Origin of the sequence: Pseudomonas urethralis (assembly GCF_021602465.1) — a bacterium.
Lineage (GTDB): Bacteria > Pseudomonadota > Gammaproteobacteria > Pseudomonadales > Pseudomonadaceae > Aquipseudomonas > Aquipseudomonas vlassakiae.
Genome location: NZ_BQIJ01000014.1, coordinates 113175 through 136492 on the forward strand (window position 1 = coordinate 113175; position 23318 = coordinate 136492).

Here is a 23318-nt window from a genome sequence, read left to right on the forward strand (position 1 = left end):
ATGACCCCTTCCCTAACCTGAGCGGGCCCCCAGCATGCAACCCCTCGATTGTGACGTACTTGTCATCGGCTCCGGTGCCTCTGGCCTGGCAGCTGCCGTTACCGCCGCGCATCACGGCCTGCGGGTGATTGTCGCGGAAAAGGCCAGCCAGCTTGGCGGCACCAGCGCGTGGTCGGGGGGCTGGCTGTGGATTCCACGCAACCCGCTGGCGGTTGCCGAAGGCATCGTCGAAGGCGACGACGCCCCGGAACGCTACCTGCGTGCCCAGACCCACGTCACCGAACTGGACCCTCGCCAGCAAGCCTTCCTGCGCCATGGCCCGGAAATGGTGGCGTTCTTCCAGCAGCACACTGCCGTGCAGTTCCAGTCCGGCAGCAAGATGCCCGACATGCAGGGAGGCGATGGCAGCGCGAGCGGCGGGCGCTCGCTGTGCGCGCTGCCGTTCGACGGTCGGTTGCTTGGCCCATGGCTACACACGCTGCGCCCGCCGCTGGACATCGTCAGCCTGGCGGGCATGGGCATCGCCGGGGGTGCCGACATGGCCGCCTTCTTCAATGCCCGCCGCTCGCCGCGAGCGGCCTTGCACGTTGCCAAGCGCCTGCTGCGCCATGGTCGCGACCTGCTGCTGCATCGGCGCGGCCTGCAGCTGGTCAACGGCAACGCCCTGGTTGCCCGCCTGTTGCGCAGTGCCCTGGACCTTGGCGTGACAGTGCTCACCGACAAAGCGGCTGTCCGCTTGCTCGGCGATGGGCGCATCGACGGCGCGCAGTTCGCCGATGGCTGGGTGGTCCGGGCACGCCGTGGCGTGGTCCTGGCCTGTGGCGGGTTTGCCCATGATCGCCGACGCATCGCCCAGCTGATGCCCCACGCGCCCGATGGCACACAGCATCACTCGGCGGCGCCGCCAGAGAACAGCGGTGATGGCCTGAACCTCGGCGAACAGGCCGGGGCCCAGCTCGGCACGCTGGTGCAGGCAGGCGCCTGGGCACCGGTTTCCCGGGTGCCACGCCGTGACGGCAGCGTTGGCCACTTCCCGCACCTGATCGACCGCGCCAAGCCTGGCTTCATCGCCGTGCGCCGCAATGGCCGACGTTTCGTCAACGAAGCGGACTGCTACCACGATTTCATGAATGCGCTGTTTGCCGCCACGCCAGCGGGCGAAGCGCACGAAGCCTGGCTGATCTGCGACCATGCCGCACAGCGACGCTACGGTATCGGCTGGGCCAAGCCGTTCCCTTTCCCGACAGGCTTCTATCGGCGCCGCGGCTACCTGTTCAGCGGCCAGTCCCTGGCAGAACTGGCGCAGCGCTGCGGTATCGATGCCACGCAACTGCAGCGCACCGTGGCCGACTTCAATCGGCACGCCGCGCTCGGCGAAGACCCGGCCTTCCAGCGCGGCGCCTCGGCCTACAACAAAGCCCAGGGCGAACCGCTGCATGGGCCAAACCCTTCGCTGCGCCCCTTGCTGTACGGTCCTTTTCATGCGGTGAAACTGCTACCTGGCAGCCTCGGTACCTTTGTCGGCCTGTGCACCGATGCCTCGGCACGCGTGCTCGATCATACGCAACAGCCGATACCCGGCCTGTTCGCGGTCGGCAACGACATGCACAGCGTGATGGCCGGGCATTATCCTAGTGGCGGTATCACCTTGGGGCCGGGCATGACCTTCGGCTACTTGGCGGGCAAGGCGCTGAGCTGCCCGTGAGCACGCGCTATTGTTCGGTTACCGAACAATAGCCCCCTCCCCTGAATTGACGCTCGCCGATTCACTGCTCACCATGCACCGGCCTTGCGTGTACCCCCTGCCTGGGGCCAGGTCACGTTCGAGAAAAAGCCGTCCATTACAATTTCAAGAAACGACCCGGATATGAATCACTCCAAGCTCACAACCGCCAGCTCACGGCTGCCCTGCGCCGGCATCGGCGACAAGATCCGTGGCGCCTTCGCCGTCGGCAAGACCCGTTGGGGCATGCTCGCCCTGGTGTTCTTCGCTACCACCCTGAACTACATCGACCGCGCCGCGCTCGGCATCATGCAGCCGGAACTGGCCAAGGCCATGAGCTGGACGGCGATGGACTATGCCAACATCAACTTCTGGTTCCAGGTCGGCTATGCCGTCGGCTTCGTGCTGCAGGGCCGGCTGATCGACAAGGTCGGCGTCAAGCGTGCCTTCTTCGCCGCCGTGCTGCTGTGGAGCCTGGCCACCGGTGCCCACGGCCTGGCCACCTCGGCGGCCGGTTTCATGGTCTGCCGCTTCATCCTCGGCCTGACCGAAGCGGCCAACTACCCGGCCTGCGTGAAGACCGTGCGCCTGTGGTTCCCTGCCGGCGAACGCGCCATCGCCACCGGGCTGTTCAACGCAGGCACCAACGTCGGCGCCATGGTCACTCCGGCCCTGCTGCCGCTGATCCTCACAGTCTGGGGCTGGCAGGCCGCATTCATTGCCATGGGTTGCCTGGGCCTGGTCTGGCTGGTGTTCTGGGGCCTGAAGTACTTCAACCCGGAAGAACACCCCAGCGTGCGCCAGAGCGAACTCGACTACATCCTGCAAGACGTTGAGCCGCAAGTCGCGCGTTTGCCCTTCAGCCGTATCCTCGGCATGCGTGGCACCTGGGCCTTCGCCGTGGCTTATGCGATCACCGCGCCGGTGTTCTGGTTCTACCTGTACTGGCTGCCACCGTTTCTCAACCAGCAATACAGCCTGGGCATCAGCGTCACCCAGATGGGCATCCCGCTGATGTTGATCTGGCTGACCGCGGACTTCGGCAGTATCGGCGGCGGCATCCTTTCCTCGTGGCTGATCGGCCGCGGCGTGCGCGCCACCACGGCACGCCTGGTGTCGATGCTGATCTTCGCCTGCACCATGGTCAGCGTGACCTTTGCCGCCCATGCCAGCGGCCTGTGGATCGCGGTGCTGGCCATCGCCCTGGCAGTCGGCGCGCACCAGGCCTGGACCGCCAACATCTGGAGCCTGGTGATGGATTACACACCCAAGCACCTGATCAGCACGGTGTTCGGCTTCGCCAGCATGTGCGCAGCGATAGGCGGGATGTTCATGACGCAGATCGTCGGCAGTGTGCTGATGGCGACGAACAATAACTATGCCGTGCTGTTCACCATGATCCCGGCCATGTACTTCCTGGCGCTGACCTGGATGTACTTCATGGCACCGCGCAAGGTCGAAGCCCGATAAGGGCGGGTTTCACTGACCTCGAAGGGGCCTTGGCGGGCCCCTTTTTCATGCCTGCCCGGTTAGCGCAGGTATCGAACCCGGGCGAACCGGTACCCAGCCCTGAACCGGGCAAGCGGCGTCAGACCGCCGTTCGTCGTGATTAACTGATTTACATACAACCTTCATGCTCCGGACCTCCTTCTAACTCAGCACAACAAAACATTCGGCAACAATTACGGGACCGGGCGCATGGTAAAGGGAACTTCCACAGCCGCACGACTCATCGGGCTGCTGATGCTGGGCATCATCACGCTACAGCTTACGGGCTGCGATATGGTGCTGTTCAACCCAAAGGGCCAGGTCGGGCTGGAACAACGCAATCTGATCATCCTGGCCACGCTGTTGATGCTGCTGGTGGTCGTCCCGGTCATGGTCATGGCGCTGGTGTTTTCCGTGCATTACCGCGCCTCCAACGAAAAGGCGCGCTATACGCCCGAATGGAGCCACTCGCGCGCAATCGAGGCCGTGGTCTGGGGCGTGCCGCTGGTCATTATCATCGTGCTCGGGGTCGTCACCTGGCGCTCGACCCACGCGCTCGACCCGTACCGCCCACTCGATGCCGACAAGGCGCCGGTCAAGGTGCAGGTCATCGCCACGGACTGGAAGTGGCTGTTCGTCTACCCCGAACTGGGTATCGCCACGGTCAATGAAATGGCCATGCCGGTGGACACACCCGTGGATTTCCGGGTGACCTCCGATGGCGCCATTACCTCGTTCTTCATCCCTGCACTGGGTGGGCAGATCTACGCGATGGCCGGCATGCAGACCCAGCTGCACCTGATTGCCAACGCGCCGGGGCGCTACACCGGTATCGCCGCCAACTACAACGGCCCCGGCTTCTCCGACATGCACTTCAATGCCCTTGCACTCGACCAGGCCGGTTTCGATGCCTGGGTGGCCAAGGTGCGCAGCTCGCAACGCCAGCTCGATCAGAGCCGCTATGCGCAGCTGGCCAAACCCAGCGTCGCTCACCCGGTAGAGCATTACGCTGCGGTCGATGCCGGGCTGTTCCAGTCGCTGATCGACAAGTACCAGGGTGTCAACCGGTCCCGCGAGGTCGAGGAGCGCCTGGGCGCCCCTCAGGGTCAATCGCCGCAAGGCAGCAAGGAGTGAGGCACATGTTCGGAAAACTGACCTGGGATGCCATCCCCCTCGGCGAGCCCATCATCATGTATACCCTTGCGGTGGTCGGGCTGATCGGCTTCGGCGGGGTCGCAGCCATCACCTTCAAGCGCAAATGGACCTACCTGTGGAAGGAGTGGTTTACCTCGGTCGACCACAAGCGCATCGGCGTGATGTACATCGTCGTCGCCCTGGTGATGCTGCTGCGCGGTTTCGCCGACGCGTTGATGATGCGTACCCAGCAGGCCATGGCTTCGGACGGTTCGCCCGGCTATCTGCCGCCAGAGCACTATGACCAGATCTTCACCGCCCACGGCGTGATCATGATCTTCTTCATGGCCATGCCGTTCGTGGTCGGCCTGATGAACATTGTGGTGCCGTTGCAGATCGGCGCCCGCGACGTGGCCTACCCGTTCCTCAACGCGGTGAGCTTCTGGCTGTTCGTTTCCGGCGCGGTGCTGGTCAACCTCTCACTGGGCATTGGTGAGTTCGCCCGCACCGGCTGGGTCGCCTATCCGCCTTTATCCGGCATCGCCTACAGCCCCGGAGTGGGCGTGGACTACTACATCTGGTCACTGCAGATATCGGGGATAGGCACCTTGCTGACGGGGCTCAATTTCTTGGTCACCATCCTCAAGATGCGTACCACGGGCATGACGCTGTTCCGCATGCCGGTGTTCACCTGGACGGTGCTGTGCACCTCGATCCTGATTCTGGCCGCATTCCCCATCCTGACCGCCACCTTGTTCATGCTCAGCCTCGATCGCTACCTGGGGATGCATTTTTTCACCAACGAGCTGGGCGGCAACCCGATGATGTACATCAACCTCATCTGGGCCTGGGGCCACCCCGAGGTGTATATCCTGATTCTGCCGGCGTTTGGCATCTTCTCGGAAGTCGCCTCGACCTTCTCGCGCAAGCGGCTGTTCGGCTATTACTCGCTGGTATGGGCGACCATCGTCATCACCGTGCTGTCGTTCATCGTCTGGGTGCATCACTTCTTCACCATGGGTGCCGGGCCGAACGTGAACGCATTCTTCGGCATCATGACCATGATCATCGCCGTACCCACGGGGGTGAAGATCTTCACCTGGCTGTTCACCATGTACCGCGGGCGGGTGCGCTTCGAGACACCGATGCTGTGGACCGTCGGCTTCATCGTCACCTTCAGCATCGGCGGCATGACCGGCGTGCTGCTGGCCGTGCCAGGCGCCGACTTCCTGTTACACAACAGCCTGTTCCTGATCGCGCACTTTCATAACGTGATCATCGGTGGCGCAGTATTCGGCTACATGTGCGGGCTGACCTACTGGTTCCCCAAGGCGTTCGGCTTCAAACTCTACGACCCGCTGGGGCGCGCTGCGTTCTGGTGCTGGCTGGTGGGGTTCTATTTCGCTTTCATGCCGTCGTACTTTCTCGGCTTCATGGGCATGACCCGGCGCCTGAACCATTTCAACGTGCCCGAGTGGCGGCCGTTCCTGCTACTGGAGATGGTCGGCGTGCTGATCATCCTCTGCGGCGTGGCCTGCCAGCTGATGCAGCTGGTCGTGAGCATCCGCAAGCGCCACGAAAACCGCGACCACACCGGCGACCCCTGGGACGGCCGCACGCTGGAATGGGCCACTGCGTCACCGCCGCCGTTCTACAACTTCGCCGAGCAACCGGTAGTACACGGCATCGACGCCTATTGGGGCATGAAGGAACGCGGGGTCAAGACCCTGATCGAGGCGGATTTCCGCAAGATTCACATGCCCTGCAACACCAGCTTGGGGGTGGTGATCGGCGCGTTGAGCACGGTGCTGGGCTTCGCCTTGGTCTGGCACATCTGGTGGCTGGTGATCGCCAGCCTGCTGGCCACGGTGGCAGCATTGATCGTGCGCAGCTACGACCAGCATACCGAGTACTACGTGACAGCCGAGGAAGTCGAACGCGTGGAAACCGAACGGCGCCAACTGATGGCGGAGGCCTGATCCATGTCGCATATCGTCCTGAACGAAACCGCCCATCAGCAAGAGCAAGGTTACGAGGATGCGGGTTCCCTGAGCCTGTTTGGCTTCTGGATCTACCTGCTGACCGACTGCATCCTGTTCGCCACGCTGTTCGCCACCTACGCCGTGCTGGGCCAGTCGGTGGCAGGCGGCCCGGGTGCGGCAGACATCTTCGAATTACCCTACGTGCTCGCTGAAACCAGCCTGCTGCTGTTCAGCAGCGTCACCTACGGCTATGCCATGCTCGCCAATCACCGCAAGGACAAACGCCGCGTGTTGCAGTGGCTGGGTGTCACCTTCGCGCTGGGCCTGGGCTTCATCGCCATGGAGGTGAACGAGTTCCATCACCTGATCGCCGAGGGCTACGGGCCGCAGCGCAGCGCGTTCCTCACCGGCTTCTTCACCCTGGTCGGCACCCACGGCCTGCACGTGCTGACAGGCCTGGTGTGGATGGCCCTGCTGATGATTCAGGTGCAGCAGCGCGGCCTGTGCTGCGTCATTTCCACACGGCTGAGCTGCCTGAGCCTGTTCTGGCACTTCCTCGACATTGTGTGGGTGTGCGTGTTTACCGTCGTTTACTTGTTCGGGGTGATCCGATGAGCAGCGAAAGCCAGGTTCATAGCAGCGCAGGGGCCAGCCAGTCCAGCCACAAGTCCTACAACGTCGGCTTTGTGCTGGCTGCATTGCTGACGCTCGTCCCCTTCGGGCTGGCCATGTATCCCAGCTTGTCGCGCAGCGCCACGTTCCTGCTGGTGCTGGCCTGCGCGGTGATGCAGATTCTGGTGCACATGGTGTTCTTTCTGCACCTGACCACCGCACGCGAGCAGCGCTGGAGCCTGGTGGCGCTTGTTTTCACCATAGTGATCATCGTGCTGCTGGTGGGGTTGTCGCTTTGGATCATGTACTACGTGCATTACAACATGCTCGGTTTGTGACAGCTGACCGGCCTGTGGCCAGGTCGCCGAGCGGTAATGCTTGACACGCCAACAGGCCTTGAAGAATCCGCGCCCGCCAGGCTGTGGCTCTTTGACTCCAAAAAAAGGCCCGCACTGGGCGGGCCGAAGACCTGACGTGGAGAGTCGAACGAACTCTACAACTGTTTTGATGGACGTCTTCGTCGAGGGTTTTTTCCTGTTTGCAGAGCCCCGACGGACGGATGGATCGTGTTTGCAGCTTAAGAGCGGATCTCAGGTGAACGACCTTGGCCGCTGTGCCGCTCGCACTCGGCAAGCGAGTCCGAACGCCTCGAAAATGGCGCGATATTGTGGATGGAACATCACCTGCCACTCAGGATGCCACTGCACGCCGAGGGCGAAGGAGCGGCTACCTTCCACCGACAATGCTTCAACGAGGCCATCCATGGCCACAGCCTCGATGCGCAGACCTTCCCCGACCCGTTCTATCCCCTGCCCATGTACCGAGTTGACTTCGATCACTTCGGGAAACCCCAGCCCATGTAACACGCCATCTGGTCGAACCGTAAGCCTGTGGGCGGGTGCGTACTGGTCTTCAAGCGGTTCGTTGCTTGGCGGCTCATGCTCTATGCCAGGTTGATGGAGCTGCTGGACGAGCGTGCCGCCAAAGGCCACATTCATTTCCTGGAAGCCCCGGCACACGCCTAGCACCGGCAGCCCTGCTTCTACGGCCGCTCGCCACAGCGGTAGCGTGAGGTGATCACGAGCGGCATCTTTTTGCGTACCGGGTGGACTCGGTGGACCGTCGTAGTGGTGAGGCTCGATATTGGAAGGTGAACCGGTGAAAAGCAGACCATCCAGTCCATCGATGATGTCTGCTATGTTCAGCAACTCTGGAAACATCGGTAAGATCAACGGCAATCCATGGGCAGCAGTGGCCACTGCGCGGGCGTTTTTATCGTCATTCAATTGAACTGCATGCGGGCCGACCTTGTAGCTACAGGCCGTCACCCCGATTATTGGCAGCCGCAATGTCTTCTCCCCCTCGCCAAGCCGCTTGTCGCTGTAGCCCCAGTCATCAAAACCAGCGATTGCCTCGAGGAAAGTACAGGTATCCGACCCTATGAAATTCCCGAGGCAGATGAAGCGCGAATCTACTGGGTTGAACCTGACGCAGTCGCATCGGTTCACCCCGATTGACGGTTGGCATATCCACAACGGTTCAATACGCCAGGCAGGCCCCCATGAGCGACATTGAAGTACTGTCCGTCTCTCCAGACGGCCGCTACCAGGTCCAGGCGACCCCGTGGGAAGCAGGCAACTCGCACTGGGTGTTTCCGCCGCAGATCATGGACCTACGTAGCGGGCACGTGGTGTTCGGCTTTAAAGACCCTCTGTGGTCGGCAGACCTCAGCAACTGGACAAGCCCGACCCAAGTCGAACTCACGCTGCGCAAATACCCCGGCCATCGAGCACCTCGGGGGCTCAAGGTAATCATTGAATGTGCGCTGGGGACCGCAGAGTATGGCGACGGCATGCACATCGAACTGGCCCGTCTGGAAAGCACCCTTGAGCGGATGCTCGATCTGCTCGGCTGAACTGTACCTCTGCCAGCGACTTGGCCAAGGCTCAAGCGGTAAATCACGCTGCCCAGGTTTCATGGAGATGGCGCCACAGAACGCGGTCTCCCTGAAGGCTGAACAGCGCCGTCGAGCGCCGTGTCGTCGCGTCCTGACCGGGCAACCGATGGGTCTCTTGATAGCGGACCATTGCACCCTCCGGCCATTGCGCCAAGGTTTCCAAGCCAGAGAGCTCGATGGTCAACCCCGGCTGGCTACCAGCACGCGTGGCGAACAGGTTGGCGACATCCTGCAGGCACACCTGCAAGCCAGTTGGCGTGATCATGGAGAACTCCGCCGTGAAGCGCTCGACCATGGCCTCGACCTGGCCCTCTCCTCTGGCGAAGAGCGCCTCGATCAACACGTGCAGGTCGATGACTTCCTGTAGATACGGATTCATGGTGTTTCAGTCCTGGTTCGATAGTTGCGAGCCTACTTTTCACTCACTTTTTCTAAAGCGGCAAGTAACTCTCGGTTGCTTCCCCCAAGCAGGCCTGTCGCCTGGGCGGCACGCTTCAACACCATCAATCGAGCCGCTTGCAGCTGATCCTTGTTGAACCGCTCGGATGGGCCCGACAGCGTCAAAGCACCTTTGAACTCGTGGGCGACGCCGAACACAGGGGCCGAGATCGACGATGTATCGGGGTCGCGCTCACCAAATGAGGTCGCCCAGAACTGCTCCCTGACCTCAGCCAAAGCGCGATCTGCTGGCGGGCCAAATGCCCTGAGGATCTTTCCGGAAGCGCCGGCATGCAGCGGGAATCGGTCGCCCTCATGGATGCTGAAGCGCACTGCTCGCTTGGGTTCCACCCGGAATAGTACAACTCGGATATCGTTCTCGATCACGTAGAACGACGAGGTCTCCCCGCTCTCTTCGGTAAGTGCCTCGAGCACCGGGTAAATCGTATCGCGTAGACGGAAGGAGGATTGGTAAATCTGAGCCAACCGCAGGGGCTCATGGCCCACAGCGTACTGCCCGTCAGCCAGGCGCCTGACAAATCCAGCCCTTTCCAGGGAGCTCATGAGTCGAAGGATGGTGCTTTTGTACAAACCCGTGCGACGAGCGATTTCCGCTAACGGTAGCGTGCTTCGATCAGGCTCGAAAGCCCCGAGGATCGCAAAGGCCCGATCAACCGCTGCCACCCCTCCGTCAGCATTGTTCTTGGAAGCTTCAGCTACCGCTGGCTCATTTTTTGGCGACATCGGACTTCATCTCGACACTCTCGTGAAAAAGCGGCCCCTTGCAGGGGCCGTTCAGATGGCTGATACCTTACCTGTGAGCACGGTCAGCAGCTAGTCCATTGTCCAGAACAACGTTCTGCATTACCGACACCAAGCGTCAGGCATCCCGCATGAACAGTCGCAGGGTCAATGCCATGATGGCGGCAAAGAACAGGATGCATCCCATGACCACCAGGCCCGCCGTGAAGGAATGGGTGTAATCCTTCAGGAAGCCCATCAGATAGGGCCCGACGAATCCACCGAACGCACCGATGGAGTTGATCAGGGCGATACCCCCTGCTGCAGCCTGGCCACTCAGGAACTTCGCCGGCAGCGTGTAGAAGATCGTCTTCGCCGAGATCGTCCCCACCAGGGCCAAGGTGATGCCTGCCAATGCGGGTATCAGAGCATTCATGTTTACCGCAAAGATCAATGCCATACCGGCCAATACCAGCGCGATGATGAGGTTCAGAATGCCGCGTCCGCTTCGATCAACATGCTTGGCCCAGAACAGCAAGCCAACCGTCGAGAAGAAGTAAGGTACCGCAGCGACCCAACCAATCAGGCTCACTTCGACACCCTGGGCCTTCAGCATCTGCGGCAACCAGATACCGATGCCGTAGGTGCCGATGGTGAAGCTGAAGGTGATGGCGCTCAGGATCCAGACGCGCGGATCCTTGAGTGCTGCACCTAGACCGTGGCTCTTTTGGGTGCCGGCCTTTTCCTTCTCCAGCATTGCGGTAAGCGCATCCTGCTCTTCCTGGGACAGCCACTTGGCCTGCGCAGGCCGGTTGGCCAGTACCTTCAACGTGATGAGCCCCAGGATGCAAGCTGGCAAACCTTCAATGATGAACATCCACTGCCAACCCGCCAGCCCCCAGGCACCATGCATCTGAAGCAGGTAGATGGAAAGCGGGCCTCCAACAAGGAATGAGATCGGCGTTGCAACCGTGAACCATGCCAGCACCCGCGTACGATATTGGGCAGGAAACCAGAGGGTGAGGAAGAAGATCACGCCAGGGAAGAAGCCCGCCTCGGCTACCCCCAAAAGGAACCGAACAGCATAGAAGCTGTAGGGGCCGATCACGAAGGCAGTGGCCGCTGCGGCAAGCCCCCAGGTGATCATGATGCGGGCCATCCAGAGGCGCGCACCGAACCGGTACATGGCGAGGTTGCTCGGGACTTCGCAGAGGCAATAGCCCACGAACATGATCCCTGCACCCAGGCCAAACTGCGCTGCGGTGAGCCCTAACTGATCAGTCATCTGCAGAGCCGCGTAACCGACGCTGGTGCGGTCCAGGTAGTTGAAGAAATAGGCCAGCGCCAACAATGGGATAAGGCGCCAAGCGGCCTTCTTCATCGCGCGTTGCTGCAAGGCAGACGTGGCTTCAGGCTGTGGCAGGGGAAAATGGGTATCCGGGGTCGTGACATTAGCCATGACTGTGTCCTCGGTTTTGTTGTTATGAATACCGTGGCTGGATCGGCCATCGGAGCGCGCAGACCGTGGTACGTCCCATACCTTGAGTGCTGCTGATTTCGCCCGAGAGTCAGTTCGTGCTGGGCGTAAAACTCATCGGGAGCGGGCCGTCAAAGGAGACCCGCCCCAATCTGATCAAACGGTTTTGATCGTGCCGCTGGATTCGAGCTGACTGATCTCGTCGTCGCCATAACCCAGCTGTGCGAGCACCTCTCTCGAATGGCTGCCCAGGGCCGGGACATTGAGACGAGCACCGAATCGCTGGCCGTTCATCTCGATAGGCAGCATCGGCACCTTCACCTGCTCACCATCAGGCAATGTCAGCTCTGCCATACCGCCAGACTGATTGAGGTGCTCATCCTCAAACATGTCTTCCGGTCGCTGGATAGGGGAAAACGGCAAGCCGGCTTTTTCACAGAGCGCCATCACGGTCTGCTTATCCATGCCACACAAGCGCTCTCGCACCATGGGAATGATTCGGTCGCGTGCCTGAACGCGCAGATTGTTCCGACTCAGTTCGGCGTCACTTCCCAGTTCAGGGAAGTCGAAGGTTTCGCAGAAGGCGACCCACTGACTGTCGCTGACGACACCCATGAAGACCTGCTCACCTTCCTGGGCAGTCTCGAACACGTCATAGATGGCCCAAGCCGAAATCCGGCTTGGCATGGGTGCAGCCGCTTTACCGGTTACGGCTTTCTGCATCATGTGCTGAGCGACCAGGAAGGCCGAGTTTTCAAACAGACCGGTCTGTACGAACTGACCGCGACCCGTCTCTTTGCGCTGCAGCAGGGCGGCAAGAATCGAGACAGTGCTGAACATACCGCCCATCACATCGTTGACAGAGGCTCCGGCGCGCAACGGGCGCCCGACAGGCCCCGTCATGTAGGCCAAGCCCGTCATCATCTGCACCACCTCATCCAGCGCCGTGCGCGTCTCGTAGGGGCCTGGCAGAAAGCCTTTCATCGAGCTGTAAATGATGTCCGGCTTGATGGCCTTGACCTGCTCATAGCCCAGGCCCAGTTTCTCCATGGCCCCAGGGCGGAAGTTCTCTGTGACGACATCTGCCGTGGCCAGCAACTTCTTCACGGCAGCCATGCCTTCTGCGGACTTGATGTCCACCGCAAAGCTCTTCTTGTTGCGGTTGTAGGTCATCCAGTAGCCGGCACCGGACCCCATCAGACGGCGCGTGTTATCACCCTCCGGAACGGGTTCCACCTTGATGACCTCAGCGCCGAGATCGGCAAGCAGTAATCCGCAGGTCGGGCCCATCACCATGTGCACAAACTCGACCACGCGAATGCCTGCCAGGGGCAGAGACTGCTCTTCACGCTGGCTCATACGGCCTCCTTCGCGTAGATGAAATTCTTGCCAACACCGGCATCTGGGATGAAGCCATAAACAGGCTCTCCCGGCAGCCCACGGCGAAGCACTTCACGCGCCGCAACGAGGCGATCGATGTCTACGCCGGTTTTCAGGCCCATGGACTCGAGCAGATACACCAGGTCTTCGGTGACGATGTTGCCCGAAGCACCCGGCGCGTAGGGGCAGCCGCCCAAGCCGCCTTGCGAACCATCGAACGTCTTCACGCCAGCTTCCAGTGCAGCGACGACGTTGGCCAGCCCTTGGCCGCGCGTGTTGTGGAAATGGGCGCTGCCTGCGAGCGGGCCGAGCTCTTGGAACAGGCGAGTGAAAAGTCGACGCACTTGAACCGGGTTGGCGTAGCCGACCGTGTCTGAAAGGCCGACCTCGTCGACCCCCAGTTCGGCCATTTTCAAGGCAATCGCCAGGGTCTCGTCGTCGGTCACGACGCCTTGAAGTGTGCATCCGAAGGCAGTCGAAACGCCCGCTTCGATCAGGACGTTCGGGAAGCGTTCATTACGCAAGGCAACCACCGCCTGAACCTCATCGAAGACTTGAGCGTGTGTCTTGCGGATGTTCGAGATCGAGTGCTGCTCGCTTACGGAGATGGGCAGCGTGATCTTGTGCACGCCAGCGTTGAAAGCAGCTTCGGCCCCCTTGAGATTCGGCACCAAAGCAGTGACGTAAAGATCTGGCAGCGTCAGGGCATGGGCTACTACCTGGGCAGTATCTGCCATTTGCGGCAGCAGCTTTGGCGATACAAAGGATCCGACCTCGATTTCTCTCAAACCGGCGCCCGCCAGAGCCGAAATCCACTCCAGCTTCAACGCGGTGGGCATGGTGGCCTTGACGCTCTGCAAGCCATCTCTGGGCCCGACTTCGCTGACGAGGATATCGATATCTGTCGCTTCTTTCACGGAGGTTCTCCTGTAGCTGGGGAGAGCCTGTCCGAACATTCACTCAGTGCGGCTGCGATGCGGAGCGCTGTTTTTATGATTGTTCTGTCAGGCAGAATTACGTTCTGATTTAGTATCTACCCACATTTTCACGCCTGTCAATGACGCTGACGATGAACGGATGCGGTTGCCTTTTCAGCTGGCTATCGAGCGATAGGCAGAGTTTCGAGCGAGACTTGACAGCAAAGAAAATAGCCCGGAAAGTGTTCTATCAAGAGCAATTATGTTCTATTAGGCAGAACTACCGCTCGAAACAAAAAGATATCCCAGGCAACGTACACTGATGAGATTGGCCCAGACTCTGCCGTTTGAGCCTCAGCGTCGTGTGTCTGTTTTCACATGGAGATTTGCCATGAGCCTGTATGCCCCTCCCGAAGACCGCCCAACCGAAGTGTTCAGCAGACTGCCGAAAGCGTTTTGGCGTGATGGTGATTCCGACTGGGTCAGAGCCAACAAGCCTGGCCAGCAAGTTGCGAGCTTCCTGGAAGGGCCCTCCTTCGACCAGGCCGGCAATCTCTATGTTACGGATATCCCGTACGGCCGAATCTTTCGCGTTTCCCCTCAGGGAGACTGGGATCTGGTTGTTGAATACGACGGCTGGCCTAACGGCTTGAAAATCCATCGTGACGGGCGGGTCTTCATTGCCGACTACAAGAACGGGATCCTCGTTCTTGACCCGATCAGCAAACGCATCGAGCCGTTCCTGACGCATCGCCGTAGTGAAAGCTTCAAGGGTGTCAATGATCTGTTCTTTGACCGACAGGGGCGCCTCTTCTTCACCGATCAAGGTCAGACAGGCATGCATGATCCAACGGGTCGGGTTTTCCGCTACGACCTGGAGCAACAACGCCTGGATTGTTTGCTGGATAACGGCCCTAGCCCTAATGGCTTGGTGATGGATCTTGAGGAGAAAGCCCTGCTGGTAGCGATGACTCGCGCAAACGCAGTATGGCGACTCCCGCTGCAACCCGATGGCACTACTTCCAAAGTGGGTGTGTTCACCGCTATGGCCGGGGGTGTGAGTGGCGCAGACGGCATGGCTCTGGATGAGTCTGGGAATCTCTATGTCTGCGATGCAGGCAATGGATGCGTATGGGCATTCGACGCCCATGCCGTGCCACTCTATCGATTCAAATCGTGTACCGAGGGCCGCACGTTGACCAATCTCGCCTTTGGCGGTGAGGGCAATCGTGGCCTCTACATCACCGACTCGTCGACCGGACACATCCTGAGAGCTGAGCCCGGTCACGCCGGGAAGCTGATGTTCTCGCACGCCCCAGCTTAACGACTGCTTGCGACAGCCCTGTGCACATGGCGCACGGGGCCTGCTCGGCCCTGGAAAAGCCTGGCGATTCTTACGACTCATACAAAACAGATAATAAGAGGGCTACATGCTCACACTCTTGAGCTACACAATGATCGTCTGCTTCATGTATCTGGTCATGAGCAAACGCCTGTCACCACTGGTTGCCCTGATTCTGGTGCCGGTTGCATTTGCCAGTCTGGGAGGCTTTGCCACCCAGCTCGGCCCCATGATGTTCGATGGCGTGAAGATGCTGGCCCCGACAGGGATCATGCTGACCTTCGCGATACTCTACTTCTGCATGATGACCGATGCAGGCTTGTTCAACCCGCTAATCAAGCTGATCCTCAAATGCGTGAAAGGCGACCCACTGAGGATTGTCATTGGCACCGCTGTGCTCGGATTCTGCGTGGGCCTGGATGGCGACGGTGCCACGACCTATATCATCACCACAGCAGCACTTCTTCCGCTATACCGGCGTACAGGCATGAGCCTGCAGGTTTTGGCCACCGTGCTGTTGCTGACCAACGGGGTGATGAACATCCTCCCTTGGGCAGGGCCCTTTTCGCGTGCGGCAAGCGCCATGCACGTAGACATCACTGAACTGTTCATCGAGATGCTGCCGCTGATGATCGCTGGAGCGGGTTGGGTGATTTTCGCGGCGGTCTTTCTGGGGGGCCGGGAGCGCCGTCGTCTGGGTGTCGTGCAGCTCGATCATGACGAGGGCATGAGCCATTTCACGGCGTTCAAACTGACCGACTGGCGCTTCCTCTTCAACGCGGTACTCACCATCACGCTGATCAGCATGATGATGCTCAGCCTCATGCCCCTGCCGATCCTCTTCATGCTCGCGTTCGGCCTGGGCGTCCTGGTGAACTTCCCAAGTGTCAAAGACCAAAAGGAAGTCATCGGAAAATACGCCGACAATGTCATGGCGGTCACCCTGCTGATTTTCGCCGCTGGCATCTTCGTCGGGATCATGTCCGGCACTGGAATGATCAAGGCAATCTCGGAAAGCCTGATCCATGTGATCCCTGAATCCGCTGGCCATTTCATGTCGGTCATCACAGCCTTTCTCAGCATGCCTTTCACCTACGTGCTGACCAACGATGCTTTCTATTTCGGGATCCTCCCCATTCTGGCCGAGACTGCGAGCCACTACGGTATCGGCGCCAAAGAGATGGCCATTGCCGGTTTGATCGGGCAGCCAGTGCATCTGCTCAGCCCGCTGGTTGCCTCAACTTACCTGCTCTGTGGACTGCTTGACCTGGACTACGGAGACAACCAGCGAGCGTCCATCGGCTGGAGCATCGGTACGTGCATGGTGATGTTCGTTGCGGCTGTCACGATTGGAACCATCGACATTCTCAACTGAGGGCATTCCTCCACCTGGCCATTCACAGGTGGGCAAGCTCATCGGTTGTTGAAGTGGGCTGGGGGCGTCGTTCTTGGAGAAGTTGCGAGGGTTTAGGGACTGACATAGGCTGCACCTTCATGAGTGGATGCTACTGACGCTGGAGAAACAATGATGGGATTACAAGGATGTGCAGCGTTTCACGGTCTGGCGTGCTGCCCTGTCGGGCCTTCTGACGCCGAAATGATCTGCACGCATCGCGAGCAGATGTTCCTCGAAGCGGGTGGTATTGCTGAAGATCTGCGCGTCATGACTGAGCACTTTCGCCCATGGCTGGAGGAGCGGCTGGGAGACGGTCGGTATTACGGATTCAAACTCCTGGATGGCGAACACGTGGTCGCCGCGATTGGCCTGATGAGCATCGATTGGCCACCCCATCCCTCGCACCCAACCCTCGACAAGCGTGGCTATGTGTTGAATGTGTACGTCCAGCCGCCCTACCGCCGCCGGGGCCTGGCTTCGTCCTTGATGAAAGCGGCTGAAGCCGAGTTCGCTCGCCGAGGCATCACCTTCGCTGTGCTGCATGCCACTGAGGCGGGCAAACCGGTGTATGAGCAAGGCGGTTGGGCTGGAACGGCGGAAATGGCCAAATCCATTGCTGTGCAGTGATCACTTTCGAGCCTTTGCAGACCCTCGGCCTTGAGGCCGACGGAGGTCCATTTGGCTAGGCCGGGGGTGTTGGCCTTGTCGCGGCAACAGGCGCGCAGGCAGGCGGAGGATTTGAGGCCCCCTGGTAGTGCTCCTGATAGGACATTTGGCTGGGCAGTCCAGGCCGCCGCTATGCAATACCCGCCAACGAGCGGACCGGATGCACCGAAAGGAATAAATTCGTTTCGCCTGCCACGGGCGGCTGCTAACGACCTATGCGCGCTCGTGACCGTCCGCTTACGACCCTTAGCTGCCTTTCGTTCGGGGCAGCAAACGGCCAGAATCGGGCATAGAGGCCTGAGAATCTATAGCGCCGAAACAGCCTCTTGGAGCGTAAAAGATGAGCAAACTCACCGCACTAATTGCAGAAGCACAGGCAGGACTTTCAATCTAGGAGAGAATTCCTGAGGAGAAATGGAAGGCAATTGCCGCGCAATGTGGGGCTGTAGAGGTAGCAGAAATCATGGAGCGGATAGCACGGCTCAAAGCCGAACTCGAAACCACTGAAGATTGGGATGGTGACACTAGGGATGACATACACGCCGCTATTTACCGCTTTTCCCAACTACTGAGGGGCACCGCCGGCTAGCTCGACAAGCTCCCGATCATACCTACCTGAGGAAGTCCGCTATGGGTCGGAAGCAGCCGCTCACCAGCGGCCGATTTCGACCCTGAGCGGTCATACATATCCGTTTTCCGCATGCGGGACAAAGTCATTATGTCCTGAAATCCAACCCTAAACGACGTACCGCCTTGGACAACGAACCGTCAGGATTGGACCACACCAAACCAAGGAGCAGGCCCGATGTCCACCTCGATCAAAAGCGCTGAAGCAGAAACGCGTTTCATTGATGTCAGCAATCGCCGACTCGCTTACCGCACGATAGGCAATGGCAAGCCCTTGCTCTTGCTGGTTCGCTATAGAGGCACGATGGATGACTGGGATCCCCTGTTTCTCGATAGTCTGGTCACGCAAGGCTTTCAAGTAACAGTCTTCGACTACACCGGTCTGGGCCAGTCAACAGGTGAGGCGAGCTATAACCCAGGCTCTCTGGCAAAGGATGCCATCGAGCTGATTCACGCCCTTGGCCTGGGCCGCGTCGTGATTGGAGGGTGGTCGCTTGGCGGCATTGCTGCACAAGTTGTTCTGACGCAAGCACCACAACTGGTGAGCCACGCGGTTCTGCTGGGCACAACGCCTCCTGGCCAGTTGGTGAAAACGGGCGAGCCGCAATTTTATGAGCTTGCACGCCGTGAAAACGACTTCGAAGATTTTGTGAAACTGTTCTTCAAGCCAGCCTCGGATCAGAGTCGAACAGCGGCTGAACTCGCCTGGTCGCGACTGGCGTCCAGAACCCAGAATCGTAGTCCGCAGGTGCCAGTTGCCTGGGCTGCACAGCAACTCGGCGACGCTCCCAAGAACCCGGTATTCCCCGTAGAAGCAGTACTGCAGGCCCTCAAGACCACCAACATCCCGGTTCTGCACATAGGCGGTGATCACGACATCGTATTCCCTGTCGAGAACTGGCAGGCGCTGACCCAACAACTTCCATCGCTGACCCAACTCAGCTTGCCGAATACCGGGCATGGCCCTCACATGCAATACCCCATCGCCACTGCCCGGCACATCGGGGCATTCGTCGCGCAGTAGCGACCAGTAGCCGCACATTGAAAAGGCCACTTTACGTGGCCTTTTCTACTTTTCTACCAGCGTCATACCTTAGCGCCACCACTCATCATCCTGTAGACCGCTACGAATGAAAGGCTCATTACCAGCACGGCGAACACTATTGCGGTTTCGAAGATGCCGTAGCCGCTAGCTACCGCATACCCAGCGATCATCGCCGGAACACCCATACCGAGGTAGCAACAGAGGAAGACAACGGACAACCACTCCTTCGTCAGTTTCGACCACGTCCTAAAACATGACGATATGCGTCGTTTAAGACAAATCTGTTTTTTTGCATCATGGCTCCACACCCAAACAACGGAGCTGGACCATGACTCAGGAATACAAAAGGCACCGCCCTGATCACAGGCGCATGCACCGGCATCGCAGCAATTTTCGCAGACCGCCTGGCTCAACGTGGCTATGACCTGATACTGGTCGCCCGCAATCGTGATCGCCTGAACGCGCTTGCCAGCCATATCACCAACGAGACTCAGCAGAGCGTTGAAGTGCTCCAAGCGACCTGGTGGATGGCGCCCTTCAAGACTTCGACAACGGTGTCCTGATCTCCATCCCTTCCATGCAGGACATACAGCATTTCGAGCTGTACGAAAGCAGCCGCAAGGCGCTGTTCGGACATCTCTCCAGCAACAAACTCGCTCCGCGTTACGACGTTCAATCAATCAATTGAAAGGATACAAATCATGAAAACGAGCGCAAACACCATCTTCATCACTGGCGGCACCTCGGGCATCGGCCGCGCCTTGGCCGAAGCGTTCCACCAGCGTGGAAACAAAGTCATCATCGCGGGCCGGCGCCAATCGCTGCTGGATGAAATCGCCAGCTCCAATCCCGGCATCGACACCGTTCAGCTTGATATCAATGATCACCAGCAGATCAAGGATGTCGCACAAGAGGTTATCCGTCGCCATCCCTCGCTGAACGTCATCATCAACAATGCCGGCATCATGCCTTTCGACAACCCAGGCTCAGGCGATTATGACGATGAGCAGGCGGTAGGGCTGCTGCAAACCAACCTGCTGGGCCCGGTGCGTGTCAGCGCAGCGTTTGTAGAGCATCTCAAGCGCCAACCCGATGCCTACATCATCAACAACAGCTCGGTACTGGCCTATCTGCCACTGGCCGCGACAGCCCTCTATTCGGCGACCAAAGCTGCGATTCACTCCTACTCGCTGTCGCAACGTTTTGCCCTGCGCGATACCAGCGTCAAGGTTCTGGAAATCGCACCGCCATGGGTAGACACCGATCTGATCCACAAAAGTGGTGATGAACGCGCCATGCCGCTGGACGATTTCATCCAGGAAACCCTGGAAAAACTGGAGACAGCGACAACCGAAGTCCTGGTTGACCGCGTCGTCCCAGTGCGCGCCAACCAAGGGCCAAACGAGCATGAACTGATCAACCAGTTCAACCAGGCTCTGGCCGAAAACCCTATCCCTGTCGCCTGAACAGAAACACATTGGACAACCTGGAAGGAAGCATAATCATGACCCGAATTGCTGCTTTGACCCTTGACCAAGCTCCAGCCGCTGCGCGCACTGCCCTTCAGGGCATTGAAAAAGGCTTGGGTTTCATTCCTAACGCTTTCGCTACCCTGGCTCACTCGCCAGCGGCCTTGGGAGGATATCTCGCTCTGGCACAGGCGCTGAGCAAGAACAGTCTGACACCTGCCGAACGTGAAGTAGCGGCACTGGCGGCCTCGGAAGTTAACGGATGCGATTATTGCGTCGCGGCTCACAGCTTCTTCGGAGGGAAGACCGGACTGAGCGCTGATGATCTGCTGGCAGCGCGCGCTGGCACGCTGAACGGAGTCGCTGCACTGGCTCGGGCTGTCACGCTCAGCCGCGGGCAAGTGAGTGACGAGCATCTCTCAAGCGCACGGGAAGCTGGGTTGGACGATGCAAAAATCGTCGACGTCATCGCGCAGGTCTCGCTGCTGACCTTGACGAACTACCTGAACAACGTGGCGAAAACAGACATCGACTTCCCACCGAAAGCGATCTGAACCGACGCCTGACTTTGAGCGACGTGTGCGCTCCTTCCGAGAGCATCAGCCATTCCTCGAATGGCTGATCGCCTCAACCTTCAGCGAAACGGCGAAAGTCTTCCTCGGGTTAGCTGGTTTTTGAGGCTCACGAAGGGAGTTAGCCTGGCATCACTCTCTGACCTGTAAAGGACAACCTCATATGAAAGCCGTAGTTTTCCAAGAAGCTGGTTTGCCAATCCAGAACGCTCGTTCCCTGTTCGAAACGGACCTGCCGAAGCCCACCCCAGGTGCTCGAGATCTGCTTGTCGAAGTGAAGGCGATTGCGGTAAACCCGGTGGATACCAAGGTGCGAGCCCGCAGTACCAGCCAAGAGGTCCAAGTGCTGGGTTGGGATACCGTTGGTATCGTCCGTGAAGTGGGCAGCGACGTTTCATTGTTCGAAGTTGGCGACGAAGTATTTTACGCCGGCGCGATCGATCGCCCTGGTAGCTACAGCGAATTTCACTTGGTGGATGAGCGCATCGTCGGCCAGAAACCACGTAGCCTGGACAATGCCAGTGCCGCAGCCTTGCCGCTGACCTCCATTACTGCCTGGGAGCTGTTGTTCGATCGACTGGGGGTTCAGGAGAACGGTGGTAAAGGACAAAGCCTGCTGGTCATCGGCGCCGGTGGTGGGGTTGGCTCGATCCTGGTCCAGCTGGCGCGCAAACTTACCCAACTCACCGTCATCGGTACAGCGTCGCGGCCAGAGACGCAGTCTTGGGTACAGGAACTGGGCGCCCACCATGTGATCGATCACTCCGCCTCGATCCCGCTGCAGCTTGAAAACCTGAAACTCAACCCGGTCGACTACGTTATCAGCCTGACCCATACCGAAACCTACCTGCCCCAGATCGTTGAAGTGCTTCGCCCACAAGGCAAACTGGCGCTGATTGATGACCCAGCACAACTGGACGTCATGCCACTCAAGCGCAAATCGCTTTCGCTGCATTGGGAACTCATGTTCACGCGTTCTCTGTATCAAACCGCAGACATGATCAAACAGCATGAGTTGCTGAACAGAATTTCCGAGCTGGTCGATAACGGCGTCATCCAGACCACCATTGGGGAACACTTCGGCAAAATCGGCGCAGATAACCTGAAGCGCGCCCATGCTCTGATCGAGAGCGGCAAAGCCAAAGGCAAGATCGTTCTCGAAGGCTTCTAACCCGCTGATACGCTCAAGGACAAGCATATGAAAGCTTTCTTCCAAGCCACTGGCCTGGCTGTCGCGGTCTCGCTCAGCGCAATGGCCATGGCCGATACCGCCTCGGGCACAGGCGCCAACCCCGAACGTGTGTTCGCTTTCAATGGCGCCATGCCTACAGGCGTGACCGTCACCGAAACGGGTCGGATCTTCATCAACTTCCCTCGTTGGGGAGATGACGTACCCTACACCGTGGCGGAGATCAAACAGGGCCATTTGGTTCCTTATCCGGACCTGAAAACGAATGTGGAAAACGCCAAGGATCCGGCCGCCGGGTTCATCAGCGTGCAGAGCGTCGTCGCTGACGGTCAAGGGCGTGTCTGGGTATTGGATACAGCCGCTCCCGCCTTCTCCGAGCCTAAGGCAGGTGGAGCCAAGCTGATCGCAATCGACTTGAGCACCAACAAGATCGTGAAAACTGTTGTGTTCCCGCGTGAAGTGATTCTGCCAGCTACCTATGTGAATGACGTACGTTTTGATTTTCGCGTAGGTAAAGAAGGCACCGCTTACGTCACCGATTCGTCGGTAAAAGGGCCAGGCGGAATTATCGTCCTGGACCTGGCCAGCGGTACGGCAACCCGTCGCCTTAGCGGGGCCAAATCAACTTCCGTAGACCCTGAGTTCCGCCCTGTCATCGAAGGGAAACCCGCACTCATCACCCGCGACGCGCAGGGTAAATCAGGACTGCTGACCGTAGCCTCGGACGGCATCGCCCTGTCGAGCGATGGCAAGACGCTGTACTTCTGCCCGCTTTCGAGTCGACACCTGTATGCGGTGCCAACGGCTTTGTTGCGAGACCCCAATGTAAGCGAAGCCGAACTTGAACGAGCCGTTGTGGACCTGGGTGAAAAAGGCGCCTCCGACGGTCTTGAGGCTGATGCTGACGGTACAGTCTATGCGGGCGATTATGAGCACAACTCCATCCGCAAACGCCTTGCCGATGGCACTTGGCAAACCGTGGTCGAGGATTCGCGAGTCCTTTGGCCGGATACCTTGTCGATCGGCCCAGACGGGTATCTGTACTTCACTGCCAACCAGCTGCATCGCTCACCTGGCTTCAACGATGGCCAGGACAAACGGGTGAAGCCTTACAGCCTGATGCGCGTCAAGATCGACGCCAAGCCTGCGCCAACGCATTGATA

At 59.3% G+C, this 23318-nt stretch carries 23 protein-coding genes; 17 read left to right on the forward strand and 6 right to left on the reverse strand.

Annotation, left to right across the window (positions count from 1 at the left end; translation table 11 throughout):
• Positions 1 to 34: 34 nt before the first annotated feature.
• The 6 genes from L6D64_RS20835 (at position 35) to cyoD (ending at position 7277) form a co-directional block, all read left to right on the forward strand.
• A complete protein-coding gene (locus tag L6D64_RS20835; protein ID WP_176509240.1) occupies positions 35 to 1705 on the forward strand; it encodes an FAD-dependent oxidoreductase in 1671 nt (556 codons plus the stop codon).
• 162 nt (positions 1706 to 1867) lie between these two features.
• A complete protein-coding gene (locus L6D64_RS20840) occupies positions 1868 to 3193 on the forward strand; it encodes an MFS transporter (protein WP_176509239.1) in 1326 nt (441 codons plus the stop codon).
• 228 nt (positions 3194 to 3421) lie between these two features.
• A complete protein-coding gene (gene cyoA, locus L6D64_RS20845; RefSeq protein WP_176509238.1) occupies positions 3422 to 4345 on the forward strand; it encodes a ubiquinol oxidase subunit II in 924 nt (307 codons plus the stop codon).
• 5 nt (positions 4346 to 4350) lie between these two features.
• Complete coding sequence (gene cyoB, locus L6D64_RS20850; RefSeq protein ID WP_176509237.1) at positions 4351 to 6324, forward strand: cytochrome o ubiquinol oxidase subunit I; 1974 nt, start codon at positions 4351 to 4353, stop codon at positions 6322 to 6324.
• Positions 6325 to 6327: 3 nt separating this feature from the next.
• Complete coding sequence (gene cyoC / locus L6D64_RS20855) at positions 6328 to 6942, forward strand: cytochrome o ubiquinol oxidase subunit III (RefSeq protein ID WP_176509236.1); 615 nt, start codon at positions 6328 to 6330, stop codon at positions 6940 to 6942.
• Positions 6939 to 7277 (forward strand): cytochrome o ubiquinol oxidase subunit IV, encoded by a 339-nt coding sequence (cyoD, locus tag L6D64_RS20860; RefSeq protein WP_054883828.1) that lies wholly within the window; start codon positions 6939 to 6941, stop codon positions 7275 to 7277. The genes cyoC and cyoD overlap by 4 nt, the downstream gene beginning before the upstream one ends.
• 252 nt (positions 7278 to 7529) lie before the next feature.
• Here the strand turns inward: cyoD and L6D64_RS20865 are convergent, their stop codons facing one another.
• Entirely contained in the window at positions 7530 to 8288 is a 759-nt protein-coding gene (locus tag L6D64_RS20865) for a gamma-glutamyl-gamma-aminobutyrate hydrolase family protein (RefSeq protein ID WP_236192558.1), read from the reverse strand.
• Positions 8289 to 8500: 212 nt separating this feature from the next.
• Here L6D64_RS20865 and L6D64_RS20870 point away from each other — a divergent pair, with 212 nt between their 5' ends.
• Positions 8501 to 8854, forward strand: a complete 354-nt coding sequence (locus tag L6D64_RS20870; protein WP_176509235.1) for a hypothetical protein — start codon at positions 8501 to 8503, stop codon at positions 8852 to 8854.
• A gap of 43 nt (positions 8855 to 8897) precedes the next feature.
• Here L6D64_RS20870 and L6D64_RS20875 read toward each other — a convergent pair whose 3' ends face one another.
• From L6D64_RS20875 to L6D64_RS20895, 5 genes are all read right to left on the reverse strand, one after another.
• Positions 8898 to 9275, reverse strand: a complete 378-nt coding sequence (locus L6D64_RS20875) for a DUF4440 domain-containing protein (RefSeq protein ID WP_176509234.1) — start codon at positions 9273 to 9275, stop codon at positions 8898 to 8900.
• A 32-nt stretch (positions 9276 to 9307) separates the two neighbouring features.
• Complete coding sequence (locus L6D64_RS20880; RefSeq protein ID WP_176509233.1) at positions 9308 to 10078, reverse strand: IclR family transcriptional regulator; 771 nt, start codon at positions 10076 to 10078, stop codon at positions 9308 to 9310.
• A gap of 136 nt (positions 10079 to 10214) precedes the next feature.
• Entirely contained in the window at positions 10215 to 11534 is a 1320-nt protein-coding gene (locus L6D64_RS20885; protein ID WP_236192544.1) for an MFS transporter, read from the reverse strand.
• A 174-nt stretch (positions 11535 to 11708) separates the two neighbouring features.
• Entirely contained in the window at positions 11709 to 12911 is a 1203-nt protein-coding gene (locus tag L6D64_RS20890) for a CaiB/BaiF CoA transferase family protein (protein WP_176509232.1), read from the reverse strand.
• On the reverse strand, positions 12908 to 13849 hold the full coding sequence (locus L6D64_RS20895; RefSeq protein ID WP_176509231.1) for a hydroxymethylglutaryl-CoA lyase: 942 nt from the start codon (positions 13847 to 13849) through the stop codon (positions 12908 to 12910). Before L6D64_RS20895 ends, L6D64_RS20890 begins: the two co-directional genes overlap by 4 nt.
• A gap of 391 nt (positions 13850 to 14240) precedes the next feature.
• Here L6D64_RS20895 and L6D64_RS20900 point away from each other — a divergent pair, with 391 nt between their 5' ends.
• The 10 genes from L6D64_RS20900 to L6D64_RS20940 all read left to right on the forward strand — a co-directional run bounded on the left by L6D64_RS20900 (position 14241) and on the right by L6D64_RS20940 (position 23316).
• Positions 14241 to 15173, forward strand: coding sequence for an SMP-30/gluconolactonase/LRE family protein (locus L6D64_RS20900; protein WP_176509230.1), 933 nt, complete (start codon positions 14241 to 14243; stop codon positions 15171 to 15173).
• Between the two features lie 106 nt (positions 15174 to 15279).
• Complete coding sequence (locus tag L6D64_RS20905) at positions 15280 to 16566, forward strand: CitMHS family transporter (RefSeq protein ID WP_176509229.1); 1287 nt, start codon at positions 15280 to 15282, stop codon at positions 16564 to 16566.
• Positions 16567 to 16716: 150 nt separating this feature from the next.
• Positions 16717 to 17214, forward strand: coding sequence for a GNAT family N-acetyltransferase (locus tag L6D64_RS20910; protein ID WP_371870322.1), 498 nt, complete (start codon positions 16717 to 16719; stop codon positions 17212 to 17214).
• Positions 17215 to 18058: 844 nt separating this feature from the next.
• Positions 18059 to 18904 carry an alpha/beta fold hydrolase gene (locus tag L6D64_RS20915; RefSeq protein WP_176509228.1) on the forward strand — a complete coding sequence of 282 codons (846 nt, stop codon included), beginning with the start codon at positions 18059 to 18061 and terminating at the stop codon, positions 18902 to 18904.
• Positions 18905 to 19329: 425 nt separating this feature from the next.
• Positions 19330 to 19488 (forward strand): hypothetical protein, encoded by a 159-nt coding sequence (locus tag L6D64_RS28650; RefSeq protein ID WP_445009276.1) that lies wholly within the window; start codon positions 19330 to 19332, stop codon positions 19486 to 19488.
• Positions 19449 to 19613 carry a hypothetical protein gene (locus L6D64_RS28655; RefSeq protein WP_176509227.1) on the forward strand — a complete coding sequence of 55 codons (165 nt, stop codon included), beginning with the start codon at positions 19449 to 19451 and terminating at the stop codon, positions 19611 to 19613. Before L6D64_RS28650 ends, L6D64_RS28655 begins: the two co-directional genes overlap by 40 nt.
• A 13-nt stretch (positions 19614 to 19626) precedes the next feature.
• Entirely contained in the window at positions 19627 to 20391 is a 765-nt protein-coding gene (locus L6D64_RS20925; protein ID WP_176509226.1) for an SDR family oxidoreductase, read from the forward strand.
• Positions 20392 to 20429: 38 nt separating this feature from the next.
• On the forward strand, positions 20430 to 20948 hold the full coding sequence (locus tag L6D64_RS20930) for a carboxymuconolactone decarboxylase family protein (protein ID WP_176509225.1): 519 nt from the start codon (positions 20430 to 20432) through the stop codon (positions 20946 to 20948).
• Positions 20949 to 21129: 181 nt separating this feature from the next.
• Positions 21130 to 22137 (forward strand): zinc-binding alcohol dehydrogenase family protein, encoded by a 1008-nt coding sequence (locus tag L6D64_RS20935; RefSeq protein ID WP_176509224.1) that lies wholly within the window; start codon positions 21130 to 21132, stop codon positions 22135 to 22137.
• Positions 22138 to 22218: 81 nt separating this feature from the next.
• Positions 22219 to 23316: a major royal jelly family protein gene (locus tag L6D64_RS20940; RefSeq protein WP_236192562.1), complete on the forward strand. Its 1098-nt coding sequence runs from the start codon at positions 22219 to 22221 to the stop codon at positions 23314 to 23316.
• Positions 23317 to 23318: the final 2 nt, after the last annotated feature.

Coding starts and splice junctions, on each gene's coding strand:
- L6D64_RS20835 (WP_176509240.1), top strand. CDS start 35: ATGCAACCCCTCGATTGTGACGTACTTGTCATCGGCTCCGGTGCCTCT.
- L6D64_RS20840 (WP_176509239.1), top strand. CDS start 1,868: ATGAATCACTCCAAGCTCACAACCGCCAGCTCACGGCTGCCCTGCGCC.
- cyoA (WP_176509238.1), top strand. CDS start 3,422: ATGGTAAAGGGAACTTCCACAGCCGCACGACTCATCGGGCTGCTGATG.
- cyoB (WP_176509237.1), top strand. CDS start 4,351: ATGTTCGGAAAACTGACCTGGGATGCCATCCCCCTCGGCGAGCCCATC.
- cyoC (WP_176509236.1), top strand. CDS start 6,328: ATGTCGCATATCGTCCTGAACGAAACCGCCCATCAGCAAGAGCAAGGT.
- cyoD (WP_054883828.1), top strand. CDS start 6,939: ATGAGCAGCGAAAGCCAGGTTCATAGCAGCGCAGGGGCCAGCCAGTCC.
- L6D64_RS20870 (WP_176509235.1), top strand. CDS start 8,501: ATGAGCGACATTGAAGTACTGTCCGTCTCTCCAGACGGCCGCTACCAG.
- L6D64_RS20875 (WP_176509234.1), bottom strand. CDS start 9,275: ATGAATCCGTATCTACAGGAAGTCATCGACCTGCACGTGTTGATCGAG.
- L6D64_RS20880 (WP_176509233.1), bottom strand. CDS start 10,078: ATGTCGCCAAAAAATGAGCCAGCGGTAGCTGAAGCTTCCAAGAACAAT.
- L6D64_RS20885 (WP_236192544.1), bottom strand. CDS start 11,534: ATGGCTAATGTCACGACCCCGGATACCCATTTTCCCCTGCCACAGCCT.
- L6D64_RS20890 (WP_176509232.1), bottom strand. CDS start 12,911: ATGAGCCAGCGTGAAGAGCAGTCTCTGCCCCTGGCAGGCATTCGCGTG.
- L6D64_RS20900 (WP_176509230.1), top strand. CDS start 14,241: ATGAGCCTGTATGCCCCTCCCGAAGACCGCCCAACCGAAGTGTTCAGC.
- L6D64_RS20905 (WP_176509229.1), top strand. CDS start 15,280: ATGCTCACACTCTTGAGCTACACAATGATCGTCTGCTTCATGTATCTG.
- L6D64_RS20910 (WP_371870322.1), top strand. CDS start 16,717: ATGATGGGATTACAAGGATGTGCAGCGTTTCACGGTCTGGCGTGCTGC.
- L6D64_RS20915 (WP_176509228.1), top strand. CDS start 18,059: ATGTCCACCTCGATCAAAAGCGCTGAAGCAGAAACGCGTTTCATTGAT.
- L6D64_RS20925 (WP_176509226.1), top strand. CDS start 19,627: ATGAAAACGAGCGCAAACACCATCTTCATCACTGGCGGCACCTCGGGC.
- L6D64_RS20930 (WP_176509225.1), top strand. CDS start 20,430: ATGACCCGAATTGCTGCTTTGACCCTTGACCAAGCTCCAGCCGCTGCG.
- L6D64_RS20935 (WP_176509224.1), top strand. CDS start 21,130: ATGAAAGCCGTAGTTTTCCAAGAAGCTGGTTTGCCAATCCAGAACGCT.
- L6D64_RS20940 (WP_236192562.1), top strand. CDS start 22,219: ATGGCCATGGCCGATACCGCCTCGGGCACAGGCGCCAACCCCGAACGT.